14 protein-coding genes are annotated in these 26,843 nt (G+C 45.1%); 1 reads left to right on the forward strand and 13 read right to left on the reverse strand.

Going from position 1 to position 26,843, the window contains the following annotated elements:
• Positions 1-97 precede the first annotated feature (97 nt).
• The 9 genes from T538_RS0101055 to T538_RS17475 all read right to left on the reverse strand — a co-directional run bounded on the left by T538_RS0101055 (position 98) and on the right by T538_RS17475 (position 21,601).
• Positions 98-2,290, reverse strand: a complete 2,193-nt coding sequence (locus T538_RS0101055) for a glycoside hydrolase family 3 C-terminal domain-containing protein (protein ID WP_031535305.1) — start codon at positions 2,288-2,290, stop codon at positions 98-100.
• A gap of 9 nt (positions 2,291-2,299) precedes the next feature.
• Positions 2,300-4,825 carry a glycoside hydrolase family 2 TIM barrel-domain containing protein gene (locus tag T538_RS0101060; protein WP_031535308.1) on the reverse strand — a complete coding sequence of 842 codons (2,526 nt, stop codon included), beginning with the start codon at positions 4,823-4,825 and terminating at the stop codon, positions 2,300-2,302.
• Positions 4,826-4,856: 31 nt separating this feature from the next.
• The gene (locus tag T538_RS0101065) at positions 4,857-7,715 is read right to left on the reverse strand and encodes a TIM-barrel domain-containing protein (protein WP_031535310.1); all 2,859 of its coding nucleotides are present in this window, start codon (positions 7,713-7,715) and stop codon (positions 4,857-4,859) included.
• Positions 7,716-7,831: 116 nt separating this feature from the next.
• A complete protein-coding gene (locus tag T538_RS0101070; protein ID WP_031535313.1) occupies positions 7,832-11,917 on the reverse strand; it encodes a hybrid sensor histidine kinase/response regulator transcription factor in 4,086 nt (1,361 codons plus the stop codon).
• A 59-nt stretch (positions 11,918-11,976) separates the two neighbouring features.
• Positions 11,977-16,290 (reverse strand): hypothetical protein, encoded by a 4,314-nt coding sequence (locus T538_RS0101075; protein ID WP_031535314.1) that lies wholly within the window; start codon positions 16,288-16,290, stop codon positions 11,977-11,979.
• Positions 16,291-16,312: 22 nt separating this feature from the next.
• A complete protein-coding gene (locus T538_RS0101080) occupies positions 16,313-18,538 on the reverse strand; it encodes an OmpA family protein (protein WP_155992929.1) in 2,226 nt (741 codons plus the stop codon).
• 16 nt (positions 18,539-18,554) lie between these two features.
• Entirely contained in the window at positions 18,555-19,118 is a 564-nt protein-coding gene (locus T538_RS0101085; RefSeq protein WP_031535319.1) for a DUF3575 domain-containing protein, read from the reverse strand.
• 23 nt (positions 19,119-19,141) lie between these two features.
• Positions 19,142-20,221: a hypothetical protein gene (locus T538_RS0101090; RefSeq protein WP_031535320.1), complete on the reverse strand. Its 1,080-nt coding sequence runs from the start codon at positions 20,219-20,221 to the stop codon at positions 19,142-19,144.
• 15 nt (positions 20,222-20,236) lie between these two features.
• Positions 20,237-21,601, reverse strand: a complete 1,365-nt coding sequence (locus tag T538_RS17475) for a DUF3575 domain-containing protein (RefSeq protein WP_051655784.1) — start codon at positions 21,599-21,601, stop codon at positions 20,237-20,239.
• 327 nt (positions 21,602-21,928) lie between these two features.
• Between T538_RS17475 and T538_RS0101105 the strand changes: the two genes are divergently transcribed.
• Positions 21,929-22,738 (forward strand): glycosyltransferase, encoded by an 810-nt coding sequence (locus T538_RS0101105; protein ID WP_031535324.1) that lies wholly within the window; start codon positions 21,929-21,931, stop codon positions 22,736-22,738.
• On the opposite strand, the gene T538_RS0101110 is transcribed toward T538_RS0101105, so the two are convergent.
• The 4 genes from T538_RS0101110 to T538_RS0101125 are packed head-to-tail and all read right to left on the reverse strand — an operon-like array spanning position 22,735 to position 26,397.
• Entirely contained in the window at positions 22,735-23,460 is a 726-nt protein-coding gene (locus T538_RS0101110) for a glycosyltransferase family 2 protein (RefSeq protein WP_031535325.1), read from the reverse strand. The two genes, T538_RS0101105 and T538_RS0101110, sit on opposite strands and share 4 nt — an antisense overlap.
• 9 nt (positions 23,461-23,469) lie before the next feature.
• Complete coding sequence (locus T538_RS0101115; RefSeq protein WP_031540568.1) at positions 23,470-24,258, reverse strand: glycosyltransferase; 789 nt, start codon at positions 24,256-24,258, stop codon at positions 23,470-23,472.
• Complete coding sequence (locus T538_RS0101120) at positions 24,227-25,426, reverse strand: O-antigen polymerase (protein WP_031535329.1); 1,200 nt, start codon at positions 25,424-25,426, stop codon at positions 24,227-24,229. The genes T538_RS0101115 and T538_RS0101120 overlap by 32 nt, the downstream gene beginning before the upstream one ends.
• Positions 25,423-26,397, reverse strand: coding sequence for a chain-length determining protein (locus tag T538_RS0101125; RefSeq protein WP_197025805.1), 975 nt, complete (start codon positions 26,395-26,397; stop codon positions 25,423-25,425). The genes T538_RS0101120 and T538_RS0101125 overlap by 4 nt, the downstream gene beginning before the upstream one ends.
• Positions 26,398-26,843: the final 446 nt, after the last annotated feature.

The raw sequence follows: 26,843 nt of genomic DNA on the forward strand, positions 1-26,843 counted from the left end.
AACAAAGGCATTTTATTGCCGAAAATCAGAAAATAAAAAAGATGCCCCACGAATAAACATAAAGATTCGCGAGGCATCAGAAATAACTAAAGCATTTTTATTTCAAAGTAAACGGAACGGTACACTTTATGTCGCGAGAACTTGAGCCGATATAAGCCTTGAACGCTCCGCTCTCGAACACCCAATCGTGCTTTCGGTCGCTGTAGAACTTAAGCATATCGTCTGTAATGGTGAACGAAACGACCTTTTCTTCACCCGGCGCGAGCGAGATTTTCTCGAAGCCTTTAAGTTCTTTCAGAGGGCGTGTAACTGAGCATTTTACATCGCCGATATAAAGTTGGACAATTTCCTTTCCTTCTACGCTTCCGACATTCTTTACAGGAACGCGAACGATGATGTTTCCACCGGCACTCATTGTCTTTGTTGAGACGGTTGGCTTTCCGTATTCGAACGTTGTATAACTTAATCCGAAGCCGAATGGGAACTGAGGCTTGATTTTCTTTGTATCGAACCAACGATAGCCCACAAGAACATCTTCCTTATACTCCACATTTATACTGTCGCCCGGATAGCAGATTGAGCCGAACGAATGTGCTCCGTAATCCTCGAGTTTTACTCCGTATGTCATCGGAAGTTTTCCGCTTGGATTTACCTTTCCGCTAAGGACATCGGCGATGGCATCGCCTGCGGCAGAACCACCATACCACGTCTGGATTATTGCCGGAACATCTTTCAGCCAAGGCATCATAACCGGATTCCCGCTGCACAGAACCATAACGAAGTTCTTGTTAACCTGCAAAATAGACTCGATGAGTTTGTCCTGACAGAAAGGCAAGCCGAATGTTGTGCGGTCGCCAGCCTCGCAATCCTGCTCATGATTCTTGTTCAAGCCGCCGACGTAGATTACCAAATCGGCATCCTTGGCAGCCTCGACAGCCTCGGCACGAAGCGATTCGTAAACTGCATCGGAAATAACCTCGACACGACCGAACATTGATGCTCCAGAACGATAACCCTCGGCATACTTTACTCTGCCCGGAGCCAATTTACTGATGCCTTCGAGCGGAGATGTCTCGTGCTTTGGCTTCAACTCTGAAGAGCCACCAGCCTGAACGAGCGTTCTGCGACCGTTTTCGCCTACGACGAGTATTTTCTTGTAATCGTCGAACTTCAAAGGCAAGATGTTGTTTTCGTTTTTCAGAAGAACGATAGCCTCATCGGCAACCTTACGAGCCACATTGTAATGCTCGGCACTCGCCATTGAGCCGAATCCGCGATTTTTGTTCATCGCTGTGCGGAAAATAAGACGAAGGATTCGCGAAGCCTTGTCGTTAAGAACAGTCATCGGCACTTTTCCTTCCTTTATCATTTTGAGGAACGGCTTTGCAAGATAATAATCGTCGTATGTGAACTTGCTTTCGGATGTGAGTCCGTTGGTATACGAACCCATCTCGATGTCTAGTCCGTTCATAGCAGCCTCGTATGTGTCGTGGCAACCGCCCCAGTCGGTTATCACGCAGCCATCGAACCTCCAGTCACCTTTCAGAATTTTATTGATTGTCAAATCGTTGTGACAAGCGTGCTGACCGCGGATTTTGTTGTACGCGCCCATTATGCTCCATGCCTTTCCTTTCTCGATGGCAGCCTTAAATGGGTAAAGATAGATTTCGTGCAACGCTCTGTCCGAGAGTTCAACATTGATATGACCGCGCCAAAGTTCCTGATCGTTAAGCACATAATGTTTTACGCACGTTGCCACTCCATTTTTCTGAACAGCCTGAATATAAGGCACGCACAATGTTGCTGCAAGAAACGGGTCCTCGCCCATGTATTCGAAGTTTCGGCCGTTAAGAGGCGTTCTTGCAATATTTACACCGGGACCGAGAATAACGTTTTTGTTTCTGTACAGACATTCTTCAGCAAGAGCCTGACCATATTGCGCTGCCAAATCGGTGTTCCATGTCGAAGCAAGAGCCGTGAGCGATGGAAAGGCAGTACACGAATCGTTCGTCCAGCCGGCATAGCCCCAATTGTCCCAGTTTATCTCGGCACGCACTCCGTGAGGACCGTCGCTCATGTGCAACTCAGGAATTCCAAGCCGCGGACATCCCGGACTTGTGAACTTGCTCTGCGCGTGGCACATTGCGACTTTTTCTTCAGTCGTCATTCTGCTCAAAGCATCCTGAACGCGACTTTCAATAGGCTTTGTTTCATCAAGATACACAGGCAACTGAGCCAAAACAGGCTTGGCAATCAGTGCCACCATCAATACTGCAATTATTTTCTTCATATTATATTTTTAACGAATTACATCTATTTCTACACTTGCAGGCGTAAGTACTCCGCTGGACGCCGTGAGTTTAATCTTTCCGGCATCGCCGTTGTTCTGAACGACCACCAGACATTTTCCATAGAATGCACGGCGGCAGTCAATCTTGAATCTCTCTGAAGAGATTGGCGAACCGTTGTCTACTCCAATAATCTTGGCATTTCCTTGCGAGATTACGAAGCGGACAAGGTCGGTTGCATCAGGGCAAAGATGTCCTTGCTGGTCGAGAATCTCGACTGTTATGTACGTCAAATCGCGGCGGTCAGCCTTCTGAACTGTTTTGTCGGCTGTCAGACGAATAGACCTCGGCTTGCCTGCCGTGAAAATTTCTTTTGTTCCGACAACCGCACCATTCTTTCTGGCAACGACCTTAACAGAGCCCGGACGATAGAATACCTTATTCCACACGGCATGATAGCAATGTTCTGTTTTTTTCCTCACGCCTCGGCTTTCGCCATTAACAAAGAGTTCCACCTCATCGGCATTGTTGTAGTAGCACCACATATCAATTTCGTTGCCCTCGTCCCATGTCCAATGCGGGAAGAGATGAAGAACCGGTTTGTCCGACCATTCACTCTGATACAAGTAATAAGCATCTTTCGGAAAGCCTGCCAAATCAACCACCCCGAAGAACGAACTTCTTGCCGGCCATCCGAAAGGAGTTGGCTCGCCGATGTAGTCGAAGCCTGTCCATAGGAACTGTCCGGCTACAAAATCGTTATTCTTCACGACATCGAGCGTTTCCTCGTGCGTGCTTCCCCACGGAACATGACAGTTGTCGTATGATGAGCATGAGAATGTTGCATCCTCGAACGGAATGTCCCAACGCTTTGGCCAGATGAACATCGAGTCGCTCGGCATTCGGTAGTAGCCGCGAGTAGCAAGAGCCGAAACGCTTTCGGTTATGATGAAAGGCTTTCCGGGAAAATTCTTCGGAACATCGGGAATATTCTGATTATGATAGTTATAGCCGATGATGTCGAGTCCTTCAGCCTTGAACAGATTGTTTGCTGGAGACGGTTCGTTGCATCCAGCTGTTACAGGGCGCGTTTGGTCCAAATCCTTCACAATCTTGATAAGATGCTCGGTGAGGAGCGTGTTCATGTTCTTTTTCCCGCTCTCGATTTCCTGCTTTTCATTATGACCGAAATTAAGCACGAGATTTGCCATCGCAAGCGACAAAGTGTCGGCATTTGCGCTGTTCCACTGCTCAAGAACCTCGTTTCCGATGCTCCACATAACGATGCACGGATGATTTCGGTCTCTTCTGACCATATCCCTCAAATCAACCTCATGCCACTTGTCGAAGAAACGCGCATAATCGTTCGCGGTCTTGCGACGGCGCCACATGTCGAAAGCCTCGTCCATAACCACAAAGCCCATTGTGTCGCACATGTTCAGCAACTCGGGGGCTGGCGGATTGTGAGTGCATCGGATTCCGTTACACCCCATATCCTTCAGCATCTTAAGTTGGCGATGAAGAGCCACGTTGTTGATGGCTGCGCCCAAGCATCCCAAATCGTGATGAAGACATACGCCGTTTATCTTCATGTTCTTTCCGTTAAGGAAAAAGCCTTTGTCGGCTGTGAACTTTATGTTTCTGATTCCGTAAGGAGTTTCGTAACTGTCAACAAGGAAACCGTCAATCTTAATCTCGGTAAACAGAGTGTACATATATGTATCGTCGAGATTCCAGAGATGCGGATTGGCTACATCGAGCGTGTGTACGATGTCGGTGTTAGAATCAGTAGTAGGCGCAATTATCGGTCTTGACTCTGCCTCATCTACGACATTTCCGTCGCGGTCTTTCAGAATAGACTTGACCTCGACTGTCTCTTGCTTTCCTGTTTTGTTGCATAGAGTCGTCACAACCTCAAGTTCGGCAGCCTTCTCAGTAAGACTTGTTGTCTTTATGTAAGTTCCGTCTGTCACGACGTGAACTCCGCCCGTCTTAATCAGATAGACATTTCGATAGATTCCGCAACCCGAATACCAACGGCTGTTTGGCTGGTCGCTATTATCAACCTTCACGAGAATTACGTTATCTCCATCAAAATTAACCAGACTTGTAAGTTCGTATTCGAAAGGAATATATCCGTAAGGACGCCATCCAATCTTCTTTCCGTTGAAGTAGACGGATGTATTCATGTAAGCACCGTCGAAATGAATGTAGATGCGTTTTCCGGCATCTTTCTTGTCAATCTTGAAGTGCTTGCGATACCACCCCACTCCACCGGGCAGAGCACCGCCACCCGGGCCCGAAGGATATTTCTCGCTGAAATATCCTTCGACAGCCCAATCGTGCGGAAGATTTAAATATTTCCAACCCTCGTCGTCGAACGACTGTCTCATCGCTTTTCTCTCGTTTAGATGCGGGTCGAGGCTAAATCGCCATCCGAAATCAAAGTTTTCAACCTGTCTGCCATCGCCCGAACCACTGGCATGGACCACTACAGTGCATAGTAAAATCCAAATGAAGTTAACAATTCTTTTCATAATGCAATAAATTTGCCCGCAATATACAAATTTATAGTCTTATAACAACTTTCTTTCCAGAATATTTAACTTCAATGCCTTTTTCGTTGAGATTGAACGGCTTAGCATTGTCCTTATCTACCAAAATTATGTTGAATGTTCTGCTTTGGAGCATTCCGTCGAACGAGCCCTTGCGGTCGGCTATCGTAAGAGATTTCTTCTCATTGTTATAGATGAAATCGATAGTCGAATATTTGCCCTTCTCGTAGTTGTAGTTCACGTTCTCATCTTCGTAAAGCTGGAACGAGCCGTCCTTTCCGGCATAAACATACAACGTAATGTTCTCAGGCTTCTTCTCATCGCTATACTGCAAATCAAGACCGAAAGGAATTATTGCGCCCTCCGGAACAAACAGCGGAATCTGCTCGTAAGGAGCATCAACTGTCTGTTTTCCACCGCCGTATACATATTTTCCTGTATAGAAATTATACCAGCCTGTGCCACTAGGGAAATAAACTTCTCTGCTGCGCGCCTTGTACTCAAGAACCGGACATACCATGAACGACGGGCCGAACATATACTGGTCGGCAATGTCGTACACGTTCTTGTCTTGGAAATCCATAGCCAAGCCTCGCATTATCGTGTAATCCTTGAAATGAACCCAGCCTGCCATAGAATACAAGTACGGCATCAGATTATAGCGGAGTTTTGTATATTCCTTTATCACATTGTAGCATGGAGTTCCCTCTGGCGAGAGATTCCAGATTTCGCGGAATGGGAATTGTCCGTGAGTACGATACATCGGAACGAATGCTCCAAACTGATGCCAACGTGCATTCAGTTCGCGCCACTCGTTGAGGTCGTTGTTCTCGAGACCTGTTTTCTCAAAGAACTTCTGAGCCTCTTCGTAACGCTTCTCTACACAAAATCCGCCGATATCCATAGACCAGAATGGCACTCCACACATGCTGAAGTTCACTCCAGCAGTAATCTGTGCTGCCATATCTTCCCAGCGTGTACCGATGTCGCCGCTCCATGTGGCAGTTGAATATCTCTGCTCGCCGGCAAATCCCGAACGAGTAAGCAAGAACACGCGCTGATTTGGCTTCACGCTGCGCTGTCCGTCGTAAATTGCCATCGCATTTGGCAGGGAGTAAGCATTGAAATACTGGTCGGAAGGACCAAGAGCCGTAGGACCGCAAAGAGCCTTTCGGTAAGGCATTGGAGTACAATCGCGAATGTTTGGCTCTGAGGCATCCATCCACCAAGCATCAACGCCATATTTAAACAAATGCTCGTTCATCTGATTCCAGAAAAGCTTGCGCGCGCCAGCCGAATAAGCATCGTAGAACGAGCCTACATAACCCGGTCCGACCCAGTCCTTTATATTGTCCTTTACTGCCTGCATATACATCCAGCCGTTCTTTTCAAACTCCTTGAAATGCTCGGTATTGACGTAGTATTTTGGCCAGTGCGAAATCATGTAGTGCGCATGCATTCCGTGAATTGAGTCAATCATCTTCTGAGGCTCTGGAAAACGCTTTGGGTCGAACTCGAAAGAGCCCCACTGGTCTTCTTTCCAGTAAAGCCAGTCCTGAACTATGTTGTCGATTGGCAGATTATTGTCGCGGAAGTGCTTCAGAGTGCTAACAATCTCATCTTGAGTGTTGTATTTCTCTCGGCTCTGCCAAAATCCGAGAACCCACTTAGGCATAACCTGAGCCTTTCCGGTAAGAGTTCGGTAGCCGCTGATAACCTCATCCATATTCTTTCCGGCAATGAAATAATAGTCGAGCGACGGGGTCATCTCGCTCCAGAAAGATAACTTTTTCTGTTCTTCTTCTGATTCCGGAGCAATGGCACGAAGACTGCAATAAGAATCGCCGCCATCAGGATACCAGTCGATTAACAGATGATGCTTCTGCCCTTTCTTCAAATCAACGTTGAATTTATACGAATTAGGGTTCCATGCCGTGCGCCAACGTTCAGAAACCACCTCCTTGCCATCGATGTAGACCTTCATGTATCCGGCATAGTATAGAAGGAAACGGTAAAGGGCATCTCTATCGGGCTGAATATAGCCCTCATACTGAACGTGAGAACCGTTTAGAGGGAAAGCCTCTGGAAAATTCTTGCGAGTATAAATATGGTCGAAATAGAGCGAATCTTCGGTTCTGACAACCTTCTTTGCGCCAGTAATCGCAAGCGGGATGTACGTTCCCGTCAGTCCGCCAGCCTTTCCGTCCTTGTCGTAAAGTTTGAATGCCTTCTGAAGTTGAAGATAGTCGTTCGGATTTCCCCATCGGCAAAGTGAATAACTGTCCCAAAGGATTCCATAGTTGTGCGTACTGATTATGAACGGGATTGACACCTTTGTGTTATACTGATAGAGTTCCTCGCTCTTGCCCTTGTAGTTCATGTCGTTGGCCTGATGTTGTCCCAAGCCGTAAAAGGCCTCATCGTCTGAACTTTCGAACACGGTTCGGTAACTGTATCCTTTTGTATCGCCTACGTTGTATGGAGTGAATGTCTTTCCCTTCTCCGAATCTTCCTTAAGAATAACATTTCCGGTGAGGTCGGTAAACTTAACCTCGCCAGTCTTTTTGCACACAACCGCCTTGATTGACTGGGTTGTGAGCGTTACCTCCTTGTCGTTTTCGGCAACGGTATATTTTGGCTTTGCCTTCTGAGGCACGATTATCAGGCTTGTGCTCTTTGGGAACACAGCATCGGGAGTTGCCTCGACACGGATGATCTTGTCGCCAACAACCTGTAGTTTCACGGCCTTAGGCTTGCTAGAATCCTTCTGTTCCAGCCTTATAACAATACCGTTTCCGACCTTGTCGTAAGCAAACAAGCCTTGACTTAGTGCAAGCAAACCTGCACATAGTATCATTTTAGCGTTCTTCATTGATTTTTTTATTAAAAGTTATTTCTGCAAAAATAAGCAGAACTTTTCAATAAAAATTGTACAAATTAGACGCAAAAATGATACAATTTTGTTAATTCTTATGTTTTTTTGTTAAATCATTTTGTGCAATGATTCTTTTGATACTCCGAAGGTAACATTCCGTACATATCCTTGAAATATTTACTGAAATATCTCGGACTGTTGAATCCTACCATGTAAGCCACCTCAGATACGTTCAGCTGGCTGTCGCGAAGCAGATGCTTTCCACGTTCAACGCGAAGGGCGCGAATAAGTTCCAACGGAGTCATGCCCGTCACGCCAAGAATCTTCTTGTACAGATGAACGCGCGAGATGCCCAGACTCTCGCTTAGTTCCTCAACGGTAAGGTCGATTTTGCTGATATTCTCGTTAATGTAGAATGTTGCACGCTCAACAAGTTTCTCGTCTCTGACAGAATATTGCCTTGTCGTCTCGGCTTCTGCCGATTCAACTTCCGGCTCACGATTCTGAGTTTCTTCGTGAGAACCCGATTTCTCTACGATTCTTTCGACTTTGAGCATGAGCATGTCGAGGTTGAACGGTTTGGTTATGTAATCGTCGGCACCGCTGCGAAGTCCTTCGACCTTGTGTTCCTCGGCAAGGCGGGCGGTGAGCATGAAGAACGGAATGTGCCTGAAACGTTCGTCTTCCTTAACACGCTTGCAGAGTCCGTTGCCATCGAGAAGCGGCATCATAACGTCGGAAAGAATGATGTCGGGCGTACACATCTGCAAGAATTTCCATGCCTGCTCACCGTTGCGCGCACAGACAACCTGATATTTCGAAGAGAAACATTCTTCCATAAAGTCGAGAAAATCCTTGCTGTCGTCTACAATCATCACCAGCGGAGCGTTTTTCTGCCCTGTAATGACCATATCGTCCTTCTCAACAATAAGTTTTGAACATTCTTTTGCAACAGATTTTCGGGTCTCGGAAGCCGGAATTTTCTTTTCCAACACAACAGGAATATCGACAATAAAGACTGAACCGCCGCCAACATTGTCAACAACCTTGACCGTGCCTTCGTGCAAAGAAACAAATTCTTTTACGAGGCTAAGTCCGATGCCACTTCCGCCGCAGACATCAGTAACGCCTTCGGTTTCAGTCTGATAAAAACGTTCAAAGATGCGAGTTTTATCCTCATCCTTTATTCCAACGCCAGTGTCGGCAACTCTGATTTCGAAAATCTGCTGAGAGTTTTCGCGTTCCAAAACCTGAAGCGACACGTCAATTCGTCCACCTTCGGGCGTGAACTTGCACGAATTTGACAACAGATTCATAACTATTTTGCCCATCTTGTCCTCGTCGAACATCATATAGAACGACGGCTGAGACGAGTAGAAAGTGATGCAGAATTTGCGGTCGAGCAACTCGCTGAACGAGTTTGTTATGTTTTGAATGAAACTTACGATATCTCCGTTGATTCTGTTCAGTTTGAACGACGACATATCGCTCTTTCTGAAATCGAGCAACTGGTTTACGAGCGTCAAGAGTTTCACAGCGTTGTTGTGAACCATCGAAAGAGTTTTCTTCTTTGCTGCGTCGGTCTCGTTGCTCAGCAGATTGGCAATTGGCGTGATGATGAGCGTCAGAGGCGTGCGTAGTTCGTGGCTCACGTTGGTAAAGAATCGCAGTTTCATCTCGTCAACCTCGTGGTCTTTCTCAGCCTCGCGCTTAATCTGCTCAATGCGGAGTTTCTCCTTCTGCCTGCGGATTGTACGGTTATGATGATACCAATAGAAGCAGCCAAGCAGAACGGCATACAAGAAATAAGCCCACGGAGTGCGCCAGAACGGCGGATGCACAACGATGGTCAGCACGCTCTCGACATCGCTCTCGTAGTCACCGTTTACGCATTTCACGCGCAATTTGTACGTTCCGGATTCAAGTCCCGTAAAAGTCAGCACATGCTGATTGGCATCTGTGAAGAGCCAGTTATCGTTAAATCCTTCGAGTTGATATTTGAATCTTGTCTTCTCGGTAAACCGATAATCGTCCAATCCAAGAGCAACGGAAAGCACATTCTGGTCGTAATTCAGTTCGATAATGCCGTTGTTTGCCACGGCACTTTTCATCACTACCCTACCGTCGTACTTCTCGCCAACCACAACATTCTTGTTAAAAAGCTGAATCTGCGAGAACAGAACCTTCGGCAGCTTCTTGTGTTTTATCACGCTCTGTGGATTGAAATCGTTGATTCCGGCGGTACAGCCAATCTGAATCTCTCCCGAATGTGTCATCAAGATTGAGCGCAGATTGTAGTCCAAGCCCACAAGTCCATCGTATTCGTAATAATTGTAAACCTTGAATTTCTTTTTAGAATCAGAGTCTATGACAATGTTCGATAGTCCTTTCGACGTGGTTATCCAGATGTTATGCTGTCTGTCTTCGGCAATTCCGCAGATAACGGAACTGGCAAGACCTGTGCTTTCGTCGAGAATGTCGAGTTCATCGTCCCGCGCATTGAATATGTTCAGACCGTTGTCCGTAGCAATCCAATAAAGTCCCCGGCTATCGACAAAAACCTGATTTACGTTTCCTTTCGAAAATTGCTTGTCGTGATGAATGGTTCCGACATAATTGTTTATATGATAGTCCAAGCCGTTTATCACCGAGATGCCTTTTGAACCGCCAAGAACGATGTTGCCGCAGCCATCAACCACAACCGACGACAGATAATCGGAAAGGATTCCGCAGTTTGCCGAGTTGAATGTTGTGAAAGAATTTGACGATACATCGAATTTCTGCAATCCGCCGCCCAGAGTGGCAATCCAGATGTTACCTTTCCCGTCCTCGGCAAGCGACCACACGTTATCGTTGGCAAGAGTATTAGGATTGGAAGAATCGTTTCTGTAAGCCGTAATTCGGCCGTCTTTCCCAAAGCGGTACAATCCTCCCCAATACGAGCCGAACCACACATCGCCATTGCGCGCCACGAGCGAACTCACGAAGATATCGCTCAGAAGTTGCTTGCAATTCTGCTTGTTAAATCGCTTTTCTTTGCCGTTTTTCTTGTCGTAGAAGATAATTCCGTTGCCGTTCGTACCATACCAATAGTTTCCGGCTTTATCCTGAACCATAGTATTTACATCTTCAATGCCGACAAATCCGAAATTGTAGAGGTTTCTGCAAGTGTAAGAAATTCCGTTTTTGTACGTTCCGACCCACAAAAACGAATTCTGTTTGTCGAAAAACAATGTCGAAACCGGATTGGTTGCCGAAATTGTCTTAGACTCCTCGTACAACGGAACAAGAAGAGTCTCGCCATGCTTGTAATCAATCTTGAAGAGATTTGAATGGTCTGTGCCAAGCCAAACGTTGCCCGAAGCATCCTCGACCGCGCTACAAACCGCGCTGTCGGCAAACCGTTTGTCGAACTTCAGCCCCTTAGCCTGACAGAAGTCGGCAACAGACGAGAACCAACGGCGATGCTGCTTGGAATAAATAAAGACCTGTCGGGCAGAGAAAACCCACACATTCTCGCCGCTATCCTCGAACACGTTGTACTGGTTTCGTGGCGATGCGCCCAAATCGAGCAACCGGTTGTGATGCCATAGAACCCTCGCCGTCTTACCGTTAATCGAAGCCAGAGTTGCATCGTTATACACAACAAGAGCCCCGTTTTTCGACTCACAGATGGCAGAAATCTGTCCCATCGGAAGCGCCGGATTGTCTCCGTTCATCGAAAATGTGGTCTTCTTGCCCGTCTTAACATCGCAATAATAAACGCCATGTCCCATAACATAGCACCACAGATTCTTGTTTCTATCAACATGAATCTTGAAGGCATATCCCTTAACATCGAACACATCGAGCAGTTCGCTGAACTGAGAAAACCGCTCAGTCTTCGGATTGAAGAGGCAATAAAGATTGGCATCGGAAATCAGAAGGCGACCGTCTGCCAGTTCCTGAACCGAAATAAGTTTGTTGTCGAGCATCATTCCTTCAGCAACTCCAATGGTGCGGAATGAATATCCGTCGTATCGGCAGAGGCCTCCACCTGTGGCAAACCACATGTAGCCTACATGGTCACGGCAGATTCCGTTAACCATATTGTTAACAAGTCCGCTTCTTCCGTCAAGATGCCTGAAATTATAGTTATTTGCTTTAAGGCGACAACAAAAGCAAGTTATAAATAGGTATAAAAAAAGTATTTTCTTCATAAAACCGATTTGACTTTACAAAGAAAATACTTTTTTGTAAAATATGAATGCTAAATCAATTAAAATTTGTATTCAAGTCCAACTCTCGTATCGAAAGAGATGATATGCGAGTTTCCTGCAAATTTTCCGTTGGTATTGTTAAATACGCTGCCTTCAGGAGTTACGTTCAGCGAAACCTTGTCGCTCACGTTGTAAGACAACTGGAAGCCGCCAACAGCACCAAAGTTAGAGCCAGAGTTATCGACCTTATTATATATTTTTGCATTAGGATTGCCTTCTACGCTCTCCTTACATTCCATCGGGAACATCAAGGCAGGTCCAGCAAAGACTTCCAACTGCACCTTGCGATCCTTGTCTGTGCCAAGCAACAAATTGCTGACATTCATCTGGTATGCAAGCGATGCTACAATGTAATCCTGCTTCTGGTCTATTACCTTCAACTTCGCATCATTATAATAAAGTTTTTGCGTTTCATAATTGTTATAACTGAATCCGAAGCGGAGTCCAGACAATGTGCTGAAACGATATCCAAAATCGACATTAAACGTTGGATGGATTTTGTATTCAACATCAGCCTGAAATCCTTTCATATGATATACAGAGCCGACGCCAGCCTGTGCAAAGAAGCCAGTCTTGTAATAAGCATCGTCATCACCTCTATCCTGCTTGTCAACACAATCAATCGTCATACCGACATTCACGCCAGTCTGCTTTGCAATGATTGTTCTGTACTGATAATTGAATTTGCCCTTGGCATAGAATGGCTCAACAAAAAGACGACTGCCCCTTGCAACTCTTGCCCACAGTTGTGCACTTGCATGCCATCCCTGATAAGAGCCCTTCATCCAAGAATAGCTTTTGTCCTTAACCAATGCATTAAACCTCCTGATTTGTCCGAACTCTGGTCCGAATGTCAAGTTTACACCTACAGGAGTATCCTCGTTATAACTTTCAGACAAAGCGAATGGATTGACCATTGCAGAAACTCGTCCGGTCAAGGCACCAGCCAAATTCTTGAAGTTATCGGTAACATCGATATTATCCCATCTCGATGATGCCAGAGTTCCTGAAACCTTCATTCCGAGGAATGGCACGAACCATTTGCCCAAAGATACGGTATAACGCGGTCCAATGCCGTCCTTGCCCTTCAAGCCTTCTCCATCGTTATAATTCTGAAGTCCCATAGAGCACTCGAAGAATACTGGAGCCAAGAAACTTGCCATCTCGCTCTGATGCTGCAAGATACTGTTAGTATACAACTGGTTATCGTTGTTTCCGAAACGATAAGAAACACCTACCTTGCTGAGAAGCATCGGCTCAAGCCCCTTTTTATAAATCGTTGAGTTTTGTGCACCTCTACGATGATGAACTCTGAATTCCGGAGAGTAGTACAAGCCCATTTTTGATGTCAGTCGCCAGTTGAACAATAATCCGGCTCTAAAACCAAGCGACATTTCATCCTCGAATTTATTTAGAACCTTAACCTTGCTCAAATCCAGATTATCATTGCCAGCACACTCTAAATCGAACGACTGCTTCATCGGAATCTGCAATCCCGGACCAACATATGCAAACACGTCGAGTTTGTCGTCGTTTGCATATCCTCGCATGAATGTGTTCATGTTAAGCATATAGTCGAGATAGAGATAAAGAGAACGCTCATTGTACAATCCCATCGTTGTTTTTGGATACTTAAGTGATAGGGCGGTATATCTTGTATTATGAGCTCGATTATATGACAAAAGATTGAACGAACCACGGATAGCAGACATATTAGAGAATCTGTATCCCAACGACATTCCCCAATCAGAATTCAAGCGATTGAAATCGCAATCAAACTGCTGCTGTGCCACACGATAAGCAAGTCCGCCTTCGAACTGTCCGAACACATATTTCTGGTCGATTGAACCGCCACGACCATCAGAAGCACGCTCAGAAGGCTTCTGGTAATCCATTCGGATTCCAGCAAAGGCTTTCAGAGAGTTAATATATTTACGAGTGTCACTATACTTATATGTATATCTTTCGAATATAGGCTCTACAAACAAAGAGATTCCTCTCTGCAATCTAACCCAGCCTTGAATACCTGCATTTGTGCCAATACCAGGCTGTCGCAACCTATCACTACCTAACACAAATCCGCCAACTGCTCCTGCAAAGATATTTACGCCTGCAGGAGAATCGAACTTGTAATCAGATGACGTGCCAAGCGGATTGAACACCAAATCAGCTCCTCCGAACACACGCCCGTGGCGAATTTTACAATCATTATCCATTTTAACATTGTTCCATGAGCCATAGCCCTTCAATCTGACAGCCAAGGCTGGTGAGAACCACTTTCCGAGTGCAAAATGATATGTAGGACCGAATGATTCCTTTTTATTCAATTCTGTTCCATCAGTTACAGAAGCACCCATTCCGTATTCCAAGAAGAACTTCGAGAACAATCCTGCATCCTCGTTGCGTGCAGAAGGGAACAATCCCTCGAGGAATTCCTCGCCATCGGCAAAAGAATAGTCGACGCCGGCATTTACGCGGAAAATATTGTTAAGATTCTGCGAGAAGATTGTGTTGTCGCTGTTCTTGGCAATAAACAACGCCTCGGGAGCAACAAAAAGTCCAATTTGGTCGGAAAGCTGATACTTTAACTGCAAGCCAAACTGGCCGCCAAAGGCAAGTCTCTTGTCCTTTGTATTATGCAAACCTTTGCCATACTTATCCTCAGCATAAAGTCTCTTTATTCTGTCGTATCCAATGTATGCCGCAACCGGACCTCCGTAGACATCGACATCAAATTTGCGGTTCGGATCATAAAGCTGAAGGGCATTCAGCATGTTGAACATATAGTTTACAGACAGCGAAGCAAAATATCCGTCGCGTTTCCAAATCGACTCTGGTAATTTCTGATTGAATGCCAAGCGGTTGGCACTCAGCACAGCCTTAAATCCGTGAAGTTGAGAAAAACGATATCCGTATGCAAAACTCAGATTTGCATCAAGGTCACTACTTCCGGCATTGTAATTCTTGTTCCAGAAATAGTTGCCGATTCCCGCGCCAAGTTGAACAAATCCTCGTTTGTCGAAACTGTTCTTTCGGTTCTCGTTACGAGTTTCCTTTGAGCCGTACTCCATGTTCAGACCCAAGTCGAAATCGTACAATACATTTGTCTTCTTTTCGAATCTCGTAGAAATCTCGTTAGGCGTGTAATAGTCTACAACGAACATGGCACGAGGCTCTACAAAGAGTTTCAGTCCCTTCTGCATTCTAACCCACCCCTGCAAGCCTGTTGTATAGCCAAAGTAGTTGAAACTTGACTTTCCTTCGTAATCGTACTTGTGCATACGACCAAACGCAGCACCAAGCGCAACGTTTGTACCAAAGAGTTTCTCCGAAGATTTCTTCACAAAGAAGGCTACCGGATTAACCAAAACCTCGGCACGAAGGTCGATATAATGCTCTGTTGTACGAATCTTATAGTTGTTGTAATCGAACTGGCGATAATTGTTCGTTGCAAAATCAGTAGAGAATCTGAAACCGAGACCATTCTCATACAACTTACCGAACGACAATCCGTAGGTTGCACCCGATGTCTCGAGCAGATTCATTCCCGAAATGTTCTGAATCTGCATACCCATCGATGTTCCGACGAAATAATTGTGACTGAAATCAACATTCTTCATCTTCGTCTTGTCGTCAATCAAAGGCTTGAAGTAGTAAGTATAATTAACGAGTCCGCCGGCAATCATGTCAATTCCATGCCAGTTAACCGTTCCCGAATGGTCCATCTGGTCGGTAATCAACGTTACGCGCGGCTCGAGGCTGATAAACGCATCCTTTCCGGCAGCAAATCTGAACTGTGAAGCAACATGAATGTCGTAAGCCTTGTCTGTATATCCAAGATACGAAGAACGGGTGTATCCGACTCCAAGCGTAGGCATAATCTCGAAGCTCCGCATCGGATTATATCCGTAGATGTATGACGTAAGATTGAAGACATAGTCAAGGGTTCCGGTGAGCAGTCTAAGTTCCTGATGTGTCAGCGAACGGTGTCCTGCTCCGTAGTCAACTCCAATTCGAAAAGAGTTGCATGGAGAGAAGTCCTTACCCAAAGCAAAATGCACATTCTTTATCATGCCGTAGCGAATGTTCTCTACCGGCATGATATAGCTTGCGCCGACACCCACCTGCATGTAAGTATGATCGAGAATCGATTTGTTCTTAAATGGGTATCCGGCATTCCTGAATCTATTCTGAAGCAGATAGTCCATGGCGTTGAAGCCCGAAATCGTATCGCGCTTCTCCTGTGCAAAACCTGCCAACGGAGTTATTATAGAAACACCTATTATAAGTATCTTTACTATAGATTTCATCATTCTAACAATCTCTTTTCTGTTACTACTCGCTCATCGCGCTACCATACATATCCTGCCACATCTCCTTAACATCGTCGGATATGTCGCCATCGTTTTCCATAATCACAATGTACTTCTTGTCGAGTTGGAAGCAATGGTCAAGATCTGTTGCTCCAGCAACAAAGTCCATGTCGCGCGAATCAAGTACCGCCTTCATATACCACTTTCTTGGATCTTCATCATTAAGCGAAGCAACAGTCTCTGCCGCCTCCTTGTTTCTGTTCTGTGCAATCTGGATAACCGCCTTGTTTATTGGCGATGAGTTCTGAACCACCTCGATTGCCTTTGCCAGTTCTTCTTTCTGCTCAGGCGTCTTGTTCTTCTTGAACATCGTTCCCTTAACGATAGAGAAACTGCGAATCTCGCGGAACTCCTCTACATCAGGGAGCATCTTTGCCAGATAGTAAGCCGTATCGTTGTGCTCAGCCTTGTAATACTCGGTAATCTGGTTTGCCACAACCCTGTCGATATTCACATAATACTTGTGACCGGCAAAAGTTCTTCGCTCAACATTTACATGAGGAACGTTGATGTCGACAAACGGACGAAGGACTTCCAAATCCATCGTGTCGCGCTTCAAGTACGAAACAACAAGTTTGTTAGCAGCATAAACCCAAGGGCGAGCCTCGTTCTTCTTACTTTCGTAGAAGGCACGCTTGTAGAGTTTTTCCGCCTCAACAGGGTCGGTAATCATGTTGAACAGATGCCAATAGTCGTAGTGCGACAGCATCTTCTTTCCGCCTTCCTGAAAATCAGGATTGTGCAGATAGTTGTCGAGAATCTGCTCAGGCTCCAACGCTCTGGTTGTCTGATATGCGTACTCGCACTTGAAGATACGCAATTTCGGAAGTATCGGCGCGATTGCCGTTGCATAGAATTTCAGTTTCTGAATCTGAGCCGTCTGTCTATCAATAATCTTGTTTGCCTTGATTATGGCATCAACGGTCTCGGCTTCCTCTGTCAAGCCTTTGGCTTTAAGAGAGTCTACCACAACGTTCCAGCCTACTACGACCGGTTTGTTGCTATAAATGAATATCTCGCGCTTGAAGTTTCTAGAAATGAGCGACTTTGCAAGTTCTGAACGCTGCTGAGCAAGTTTGTAGTTCTTGTCGTACAAACCATCAGGAGAAGCGTAACCAGTAAGTGCAATTCGCTTAAGCTGATAATCGCCGCTCTGGTCAATATCCTGAAGTTTCTTGTTCAGACGGTCAAGTTCCTCGGCATTCTCCGGATTAGGGTCGAGTTCTGCCTTGCCGACAACGAACGACAGCGAGATGTTTTCCGCACCATCACGAAGCTCGGCTCTCGGATTCTCCTTGTATTGCATAGGGTCGAGTTCGAACCAGCCTGTTGAAAACTCCAAGAACTGGAACGGACGACGTGCAAGACAAGACGAAACTTGCTTCTCGTCTTTGTAATACACATTATTATAATCGGCAACCATCAGACCAGCCATACAAGTGTAGCTGTGCTTTAGGTTACGCTTCTTAATAGAATCAGACCAACGAATCTGCAACAAGCCCGATGTCAGAGGGTCGCTCTGAATGTATGGCTTCAGAATATCGTTGTTCATATCGTAGAACATTCGGCGGTCTTGAGTCAAGGCATAGTCTTTTCCGTCGTATACTCTTGGCTGACGATACTCGATTGTATCGCCTGTCTGACAGTCGATTACGAACGGTTGGAATACGCATCGCGCAAAATCGCGTCCGATATTTTCAGGAATTGTAAGAATTGAACTGCACTCGATGGTTGAACCTGTATCGATAACCTCCATAGAATCGACGGTTGCAACCTTTGCCTTTGCCGTTACGACAGTATTCTTCAGGGCAATACCGCCTTCTATAACGAAGTTATGCTCAAGTCGCTTCTTGATTTCTCGCAACTCGTTTGTTGTTCCTACGATTACAATCAACGCACCAGTCGGAGCGATATCGATTGAGTAGTAACCATTTTCATCGGCAACGGTCTCGGCATCGGCATCGAGCATGAACGTACTGTTCTTGTCAATCATCGCCTTATCCTTCTTGGCTGCCGAAACTGTATTGTAACCCAACACTCTTACTTCTTCTTCGAAAGGCTTTGGCTTGTTGTTACCAAACTGTTTTTCGAGGACTCTACCCGTAATGCGCTTATACTGAGCCTTTGACGGGGCTGCAATCAAAAGCATTGCAAAAAGAATAAAGCATATTCCGTAAATTCTTCTCATACCAAAGTCCTCCACATTATTTAAGAATATAAGAAATGGCTATACCAATCTTTGTAGGCATAAGCATATAGCCGGTTACATTACCGTAATCTTTCGAATCGCCGTCGTTGTAGTATGTTTCGAGAGGCACTTCGCTCTCGTGGTCAAAATGGCGATAGGCAACCGCTCCGAAGCCGAAATATCCTTCGACGTTGAAACGCTTTGAAATATTGTAAGTATATCCGAAAGTAAGTCCGATACCGCCGGCAAAACCACGGTAGAACTCATTCTTCCACTGCAATCTGTATGATGCCACGATTGCACCTAAACCCACGAACTCGCGAGTCATCGGGCGACCGTTGAACCAATATCTGAACTCGGGCTGAACTGCCAGAAAGTTAATGTCCTTTCCGTAAGGCTGAGAACATCCCATAGCCGAAATGCCTAATGTAGTCTTGTTTCCAGTTACGAGTTCCAAGCCCAAGTTTGGAGTTGCAAGTCCGTCGAACAAGACATCGGTCTTGACTGCAATCTGCTGTGCGCCAGCAATCTGCGCCACACAACAGAATATCAAAGCAATGTATATTTTAAATCTGCTCATATATATTAGAATCTCTCTCAAAATCAATTCTCATCTCTCTGCCAAATATCAACATTTGGCTTGTTTTCTACTATAATCTCGTCGGAATCCAGAACAAGCGGAGTTACCACGTTTACAACTGGAGTCTGATTGTATGTCAGTTTGTAATCGGCATCATTGTCGGCAAGTTTCAAAGAATTTGCCTCGGTGATGCTGCAATACAATCCAATTACAGCCTTCATAACCCTCTCGTTTCCAACATTATCAACGGTTGTAACGTTGAGTCTGAGAACGCCCGGTGCATTCGGACTAACATCGTAGTTGTGATACTGTTCCTCGGTAACGTGCAAAGCTATCGCGTTGAATTTCAGCGTAAACCGACAAGTATCGACGCTCTCCTGCTGTGCCAGTCCCGCGCTGAATTTTCCAGAATCGAAATTCATAGAATAGCAGTTCTTTGCATCGACATAGCGGGTTGTAAGATACAACTTCGATGGAATTCCAGAAAGCGAACCCTCGATGCTCTTTACCGTAAAGTCTGGCGATGCCTTAACCATCGACAGATTGATGGTGATGTCCTGTCCCACCTTTCTTGGAGAGAATGTAAGGTGATGATTATCCTCATCAACCTCGTAAAACTTCTCAACTGCATAGTAAGAAGTTGGGAAAGGCGATTTAATCTCTGAACTTGGATAGCCAACGTACAACTTTCGGATATCCTCGTCCTTGTTTGGATTTTGAATATAGTCCTTATAGTTCGATTCAACTCCGTTGGCAATATTGAAACTCATGAAATGATACTGGCTGTGGCGCAGATAGAAGCCCTTTGCCGGCGATTCAATCTCATCCTGTTCGGCAACATCGCCATGAATAACATCGCCATTGAGCGAAGAAGGATTCACTCTGTAGCATGTTCTTGTTGGAAGAGTTATTCGGCTTGCAAAAACATACATTGAATCGGGAGCAGAACTCCATGTTGCACCATCATAGTCAACCGTCATGACGGTTCTGTGGAGTTCTTTATAGTTATCCTCCTCGAACAACTCGACATCGGTACAAGCGGTGAGGCACACAAGTGCTGCCGCATATCCCATTATCCTATTTATATTTATTATGCTCATCATTTTCTGTTTTTACAACTATTTCTTTTTCTTCGACTTCTTTTCAGCCTTAGCTTCATCGGCAGCCTGTTTCTTTTCAAGTTGTTTCTGCTCGTAAGCATCTTTTTCAGCCTGCTTCTTAGCTATTTTTTCGGCTTTCTTCCTTGCAGCCTCATCTTGTTTTTCTGCCTTGGCTATCTTGTCGGCATACTCGTCTACCTTTTCTTTATCTTTAGAAGATTTTTTCTCCTTTTCGGCTTTTTTCTTTGGCTCAGCCTTTTCCTTCTTTTCAGACTTTTTAGCCCTTTCTTCCTTAACAGCCTCGTTCTTGGCAGACTTCTTAGACTGTTTTTCGGCATTAGCCTTATCGCGCATAGCTTTTTCGTTTGCCTGCTTTTCAGCCTTGGCTGACTTAGCCTGCTCACGTGCCAAAGAATCCTTCGCAGCCTTTTCTGCCTTGGCAGTTGCCTTAGCTATCGAGTCGGCGGTTGCCTTCTCGGCTTTTGCCGCGAGTTTTATCTTTCTTTCCTTCTCACGAGCGGCATTCACGCTGTCACGCTGTTCCTGTCGGTGCTTGTTGTAGATTGTCTTGGCCTCTACACGGGCAAGCTGCTTAACCTGATCGAACTTGTACTTGTTCTTGATAGAATGTCCGTAGCGGTAGACCATGGCGACTCTCAAATCGGTAATGACCGGATACATCAAGAAACCTTTCTTAGACGATGTTCTGACATAGCAGTTGCTCTCCCTGTCGAGTCGGTATTTGTCATAATCGTAGTATAACGCACCAATGCTCGCACCGAGTTCGAGGTCAAGAAAACTCTTTTTATATGTGTACATCGGGATAATGCCACCAAACGTAACGCCTGCGTTGGCTTCACGTCCCTGATAGCCTTCCTTGGCAAACTTGAACGAGAATGTTCCGGCAGCAGCATATCCGCCGAGATAATATGCTCTCCAGTAGCGAGGGTTATGACGCTCGCGCGATGTCATATACTCAAAGATGTTTGAGTATCCGCCGTTCTTTGTTCGGGTATGCCAATAGTTTCGCACCTCGATGCGACCTTCGGCAACATTGAACACGTTGTATGATTTCAGTTTTGGATTAGTATGCCAGTTGTATCTTCCCGACAAACCAATTGTGTAATGATTATAGTTTGTCTTGCCCAAATCGAACTCTACAGCAAAGTTTGGAACAAGCATAAGCCATTCAATACCATTAGTACGGAAAGCAAAACGTTCTTTTACATTCAAAGTGTCAATAGTTTCCTTCTTCTTTTTCTTCAGCGTAAACTGCGCTGAAGAAGGCACCGTTACGACAAACATAACGCACAAAAGAAGCGCCAAGCGCATTAAATCATGTCCTTTTGTAGAAACAACAGCAATCTCTCTTTTTATTCTCATGACAATATGTAGGAGATTATAAAAAAATTCCTCAAAAATAAATTAGTACTAAAATTTGGTGCAAAGATATTAATTTTTTATAAATAGGTTTAATATTATATCCAAAATAACACGAAAACAGAACAAAAAGACCATATTTTTTGATATTTCCATGTGCAAGCATCGCATTTTGCATTCTTATTCAACAAGAAAAAAGATGTCGGAAAGAATCATTTTTTACGACCTCAACAAAATAAAAGCCGAAAACAATCGTTTATTTATTGAGCTTTTATTATTTTTGCAGCCGTTTTGCGGTTTAATGCAAAATGATGAATAAACGACAAGTTAATGATTACAGCTTCTATCGTTACATACAAGCATAAGGAAAAAGATTTGGATGACGTCTTTACCTCGGTAGCCAACTCATCCATAAGCAGGCTGTATATCATCGACAACTCAGGCTACAACGAGAACATCGACAATTACTGCAAGAAATTCAAGAACATAACATACATTCCGAGCGACAATCTGGGCTACGGAACATCGCACAACATCGCAATCAGAAAAAGTATTGAGTTGGGTGCGAAGTATCATGTTGTGCTCAATCCAGATGTAAAGTTCGGTCCGGAGGTTATCGATGAACTGGAGAAATATGCCGACGACAACCCAGATGTCGGTCAGATAATGCCAAAGGTATTCTATCCCGACGGACGTTTGCAGCATCTTTGCAAGTTGTCGCCAACTCCGATGGACTTAATCGGAAAGAGATTCCTTCCGAAGCGACTTACAAGAAACAGACTAAACAGATTTCAGCTGAAATTTACAGGCTACAATAAAATAATGAATATTCCGTATCTTTCTGGCTGTTTTATGTTCTTCAATCTTGAAATTTTGCAGGAAATCGGACTGTTCGACGAGAAATTCTTCATGTATTCGGAAGATGTGGACATCACACGCCGAATACATCGCAAATATCGCACGATATTCTACCCAAACGTGAGCATTTACCACGTTCACAACGCCGCATCAACACGCGATTTGAAGATGCTGCGAATTCACATCGTGAACATGATTAAGTACTTCAACAAATGGGGCTGGCTCTTCGACAAGGAGAGAAAAGCCATGAACAAGGAAACGCTAAACAATCTTAACTACTAAGATTGCTTGCGATGTGTGCCGAAAACCACGATTTTCAGCAAGGCAATCAGAACTTTTACGCGGATAAAAATCTTTTTAAGTAGCGAATTACGGCTTGTAAGGCGCAATGTCATCGTTGCGTTGCTTCCGTGGCGGCGATAGCGGATGAGTTTTTCGGGCACGAAACTGAACGAGTAGAAGATTTCGGCAATATTTCCAATCCAGATATCGTGCATCGGAATGCCCTCGGGAAAAGGCAGAGCCTTGTCGAGCAACTCGCGGCGGAAAGCCATGCAGCAGCCCGTATAGCCGTTTTTCAGCAGAAGATTCTTAAGAAAACCTTTCCGTGTTCCGTTGTATTCGAAAAAAGAATCGAGCACTTTGTTCGATTCGGCATCTACAACGTAGGCATCGGAAACGATACAAGCATACGTTTTCAGATATTCGAGCGATACGGCAACCTTGTCGTTTGTCCAAATATCGTCTTGGTCTGAAAAGAAAATGTAATCGCCCTTAACATGTTTCAAGGCGTTTTCAAAATTGCATACCACACCCTTGCAAGGGCCTTCAACAACACGGATTCTATCGTCATCAAAACCTCTTACAATGTCTAATGTAGAGTCTACCGATCCATCATCCGACACAATTACCTCGTCGTTTTCGCCAAGTTGCGACAGTATTGAAGATAACTGCTCGGATATGTATTGCTGACCATTATACGTAGCTATACAAACCGAAATCATTCTGCAAATTTAGAAATATATTTTGAAAAATTCTATAATAAAACATAATTTTTTCGTGCGCATAGTCAACGAAAGTGTGTGACGCAGCACAACCGTCAATGATTCGGGATTCGTTCGGGCATCGTTCAAGAAGGATTTAAATCTGATTAGCATTTTTTCGGCATCGGCAGTATCGTTGGCAAAGTCCTGAATGGCAACGGAATCCATAAGTTGCAGTTTGGCAGAAGCAAATGTCTTGGCGAATCTGCCAATAAAATCGAAATCGACAAAGTCGAGATGAAGGCGCGCATCGTAGCCGCCACATCGGTAAATCTCGCTTATTCTGAGACACGTTCCGCTGTTTACAGGCATCGCTTCGCCAAGCGGATAAATTCCGGATTTCAGATTTCCGGCAACCGATTTTCCGAAGAAGCCGCGACGACATGGCGAAAGATGTTTGCCGTCGGAAGAAACAAGCCCCGGAGCGATGATGGTTTGGGCCGAAACCTCATCTGCCAATCTGAGATATTCGTCTGTAGCACCAACTGGGAAAGTGGTGTCTTGGTCTAACAACAGAAGCCATTCGTAACCTTTCTCTCGGGCAATTTCGGCAGCCTTGTTGTAGGCTTTCGACAATCCTCCGTTGGAAGAATCGCGCACATATACCGCCCGTTCGTCCGAGATTTTCTGCACAAACGATTCGGGCGAGTTGTCGTAAACCACAAACTCGCGCCATCGGCAGTCGCGCAACAACGACAGATACGATTTCTGCTCGCCGAGCAAGGCGTTATACAGCACTATTACTGGAAGAATCTTCACGGAACGATATTTTTACGAAACAGAAAATCAGCACGGCTATAATCTGGAACAGCGACGATAAGCCTACGAACAGCAACTCGTCGAAAAACTGCAACGCAAGGGTTATCAGGAAGTAAGCATAGAGCATCTTCATGATGTTTTGTCCGCTCTGCGCCAGTTTGTACGTCGCTCCGGTTACAAATCCCACTATTATGCCGAAAATCAGCACTCCAACATAGCCAAAATCCTTGAAATAAGGCGACATGGCTGTAGCTACGTTTATAGGTACGGGACACGGAACGAAATCCTGAAAAACCATCGGCTTGACACTCGTCCATCCAAGGGCATTGGCAATAACGTAATATCCCCTGAAAGTATTCTCGCCCCAAAGCATAGCCGAGTTTGCCGTGTCGTAGCCAAAAGCCACAATCGGCGCAAGAAGGTACATTCCGATGAAATCCATAACAGTCATGCCCTCCTCCACTCCGCTGTCGGAAACAAAGGTTCTGACGTTTGTCAACACAAATCCGAAAAAGAAAAAGACTACCGATGCAATGGCTATCGGCTTCAGACTGATTCTGCCGCGCGTGTAAAGCATGTAGAACGAAGACAGAAAAAGCATGAAGAAAATTACCTTTGCCATTGTGCAGAAGAAGAACATCAGTCCCATGAAGAAGACGAGGGCAAGCCGCCATCGGTTTATCTTCTTGCGGTCGAGTTCAACAAGCAGAAGGACATAAACCACAAAGACAAAGTACCTTACAGGGCCGAGGCTGAATCCGTAAGAATCATCGACGGTTTGCTGACGGATATTGTAGACCAGTTCGACCACGCTTCCGTTAGAAAGCGCGAACATCACGGTTTTGTAGCACATATAAGGCACAAGCAATGCTGAAATTGCCGTGAGGATGTTGATATTCGTCTCGCACGGCTGCCACACAACGACCTTTCGAACCGGCAGAAACCTGAACGTGAGAAACGACGTCGATACAAGTCCTACAACCCACAGAATAAGGCAGATAACAAACTGGTCAGACACGGCATACAACTCATGATTAAGCGTTAGGTACATGAACAGAATCACGCTCCACACGCCAAGAGTAACGCTCCACGGCGAAAAAACGTCTCTGTAAAGGTAGAACAGAAACGCCCATGCCAAAACAAATGTCACAACCAGCGCAATAATCATACAAGCTTATAATAGCACAATGTTCCGATAAAGGTAAGGAAAACTACCGTGACGGGAATCACGAGACGCTTAGGCGAATCTGGTCGTTCGGGAACGACGGCAGGCTTCAGAATGGTGAAAGCCGGAGTGCGCTCCATCACCTTTGCCTTTGCCAACTGCAACTGAGCCGACACCTGCTGATACGAGTTGAAGCAAATCTGCATCTCGTTTTCCAGATTGTCGCTCTCCGCCTTGAAATAGTTCGAAACCAAATCGTGGTTCTGGTCGGAGAAGCGCGCATATCGTCTTTGCGATTCAACATATTCAGCCTTTGCCTTGGCATGAAGTTCGGTAACATAGGCAAGTTCCTCGCGCGCCTTCTGGGTTCGGTAGTCGGTTATGAATTTCTGAAGTCTGATTCTCACAGAATCGGCAATCTGCGTAGCAACAAGCGGGTCTTGGTCGGTAACCTCGATGGTTATGACGTCGGTCTTCTTGTCTACGCTGCATTGCACGCGCTTGTTTATCGTCTTGATAATCTTGTTATCCTCTTTTGTGTAGATGTTGGCTGAGGTCTTCTTCTGCATCTCGGCAGATGTCGATGAATCGGCTTTCTTCATGCTCGACGAGAGCCATTTCATCGGCAAAGACCACCAAGCCACCTTTGTATCCTCGATAATGTAATTTCGGTATGGCTTATTAATGCTTCCGTCGAGGGTTCTAATCTTTACGTCGAACAAATCGGCAAGAAAGGTTGACGACGACTTCACGTCGGGATAAAGTTCGGGCTGAATGGCATCTTCGCTGCTTCCGTTCATCTTAACGCCAACCATCGATGCCAGCGACGACAGATTTCCTGCCAGCGATGAGTTCTGCACCTCGGGAGCCAATTTAACCTCGGCCTTGTACTGCCGCGGAATACTGAATGCCACGACAATTGCCGCAACCGCAGCCACGCCTATGTTTATTGCGAATCTTTTCTTGTGTTTCAATATAAGATTCCGATATTCTGCAAGATTAACTTCATGAAGTTTTGTTGTCAGTTCCATTATAAAAATCAATGTAATCTTTGCAAAGATACATCATAAATTCAAAAAATCATTACATGGCATAACGAAAAAGCCAAATCTGCCATTCTTTACGAGAGTTAGGCATGAGCAATTGTGTAAAAACATACAAAACAATGAATTATCATGCAGAAAAAAACGCTAAAAACAACTTCTAAGGTACGGGATAGGTTCGGGTAAGCAAGGAGATAGTAAGTAGGTAGCAAGATGGTAGGTTCGAGAAACGTATATTGATGCAACAACAAAGATACTTCTCTTACAAGCGCCATACCTGCTCACTATTTTTTTTGTGAATGTGCACACTCCCCAAGACAATCGGGATTGTAAAATTCTTAATACCCCATTGCAAGAAAAGGAACATCATTGAATTC

This window comes from Bacteroides sp. Ga6A2, assembly GCF_000702225.1.
In the GTDB taxonomy this organism is placed as follows: domain Bacteria; phylum Bacteroidota; class Bacteroidia; order Bacteroidales; family Bacteroidaceae; genus Ga6A1.

What these genes read in the sequence shown, in the direction of transcription:
- T538_RS0101065 (WP_031535310.1), bottom strand. Translation starts at nt 7,715, where the DNA reads ATGAAGAACGCTAAAATGATACTATGTGCAGGTTTGCTTGCACTAAGT.
- T538_RS0101120 (WP_031535329.1), bottom strand. Translation starts at nt 25,426, where the DNA reads ATGATTATTGCGCTGGTTGTGACATTTGTTTTGGCATGGGCGTTTCTG.
- T538_RS0101055 (WP_031535305.1), bottom strand. Translation starts at nt 2,290, where the DNA reads ATGAAGAAAATAATTGCAGTATTGATGGTGGCACTGATTGCCAAGCCT.
- T538_RS17475 (WP_051655784.1), bottom strand. Translation starts at nt 21,601, where the DNA reads ATGAGAATAAAAAGAGAGATTGCTGTTGTTTCTACAAAAGGACATGAT.
- T538_RS0101070 (WP_031535313.1), bottom strand. Translation starts at nt 11,917, where the DNA reads ATGAAGAAAATACTTTTTTTATACCTATTTATAACTTGCTTTTGTTGT.
- T538_RS0101080 (WP_155992929.1), bottom strand. Translation starts at nt 18,538, where the DNA reads ATGAGAAGAATTTACGGAATATGCTTTATTCTTTTTGCAATGCTTTTG.
- T538_RS0101090 (WP_031535320.1), bottom strand. Translation starts at nt 20,221, where the DNA reads ATGATGAGCATAATAAATATAAATAGGATAATGGGATATGCGGCAGCA.
- T538_RS0101085 (WP_031535319.1), bottom strand. Translation starts at nt 19,118, where the DNA reads ATGAGCAGATTTAAAATATACATTGCTTTGATATTCTGTTGTGTGGCG.
- T538_RS0101060 (WP_031535308.1), bottom strand. Translation starts at nt 4,825, where the DNA reads ATGAAAAGAATTGTTAACTTCATTTGGATTTTACTATGCACTGTAGTG.
- T538_RS0101110 (WP_031535325.1), bottom strand. Translation starts at nt 23,460, where the DNA reads ATGATTTCGGTTTGTATAGCTACGTATAATGGTCAGCAATACATATCC.
- T538_RS0101075 (WP_031535314.1), bottom strand. Translation starts at nt 16,290, where the DNA reads ATGATGAAATCTATAGTAAAGATACTTATAATAGGTGTTTCTATAATA.
- T538_RS0101105 (WP_031535324.1), top strand. Translation starts at nt 21,929, where the DNA reads ATGATTACAGCTTCTATCGTTACATACAAGCATAAGGAAAAAGATTTG.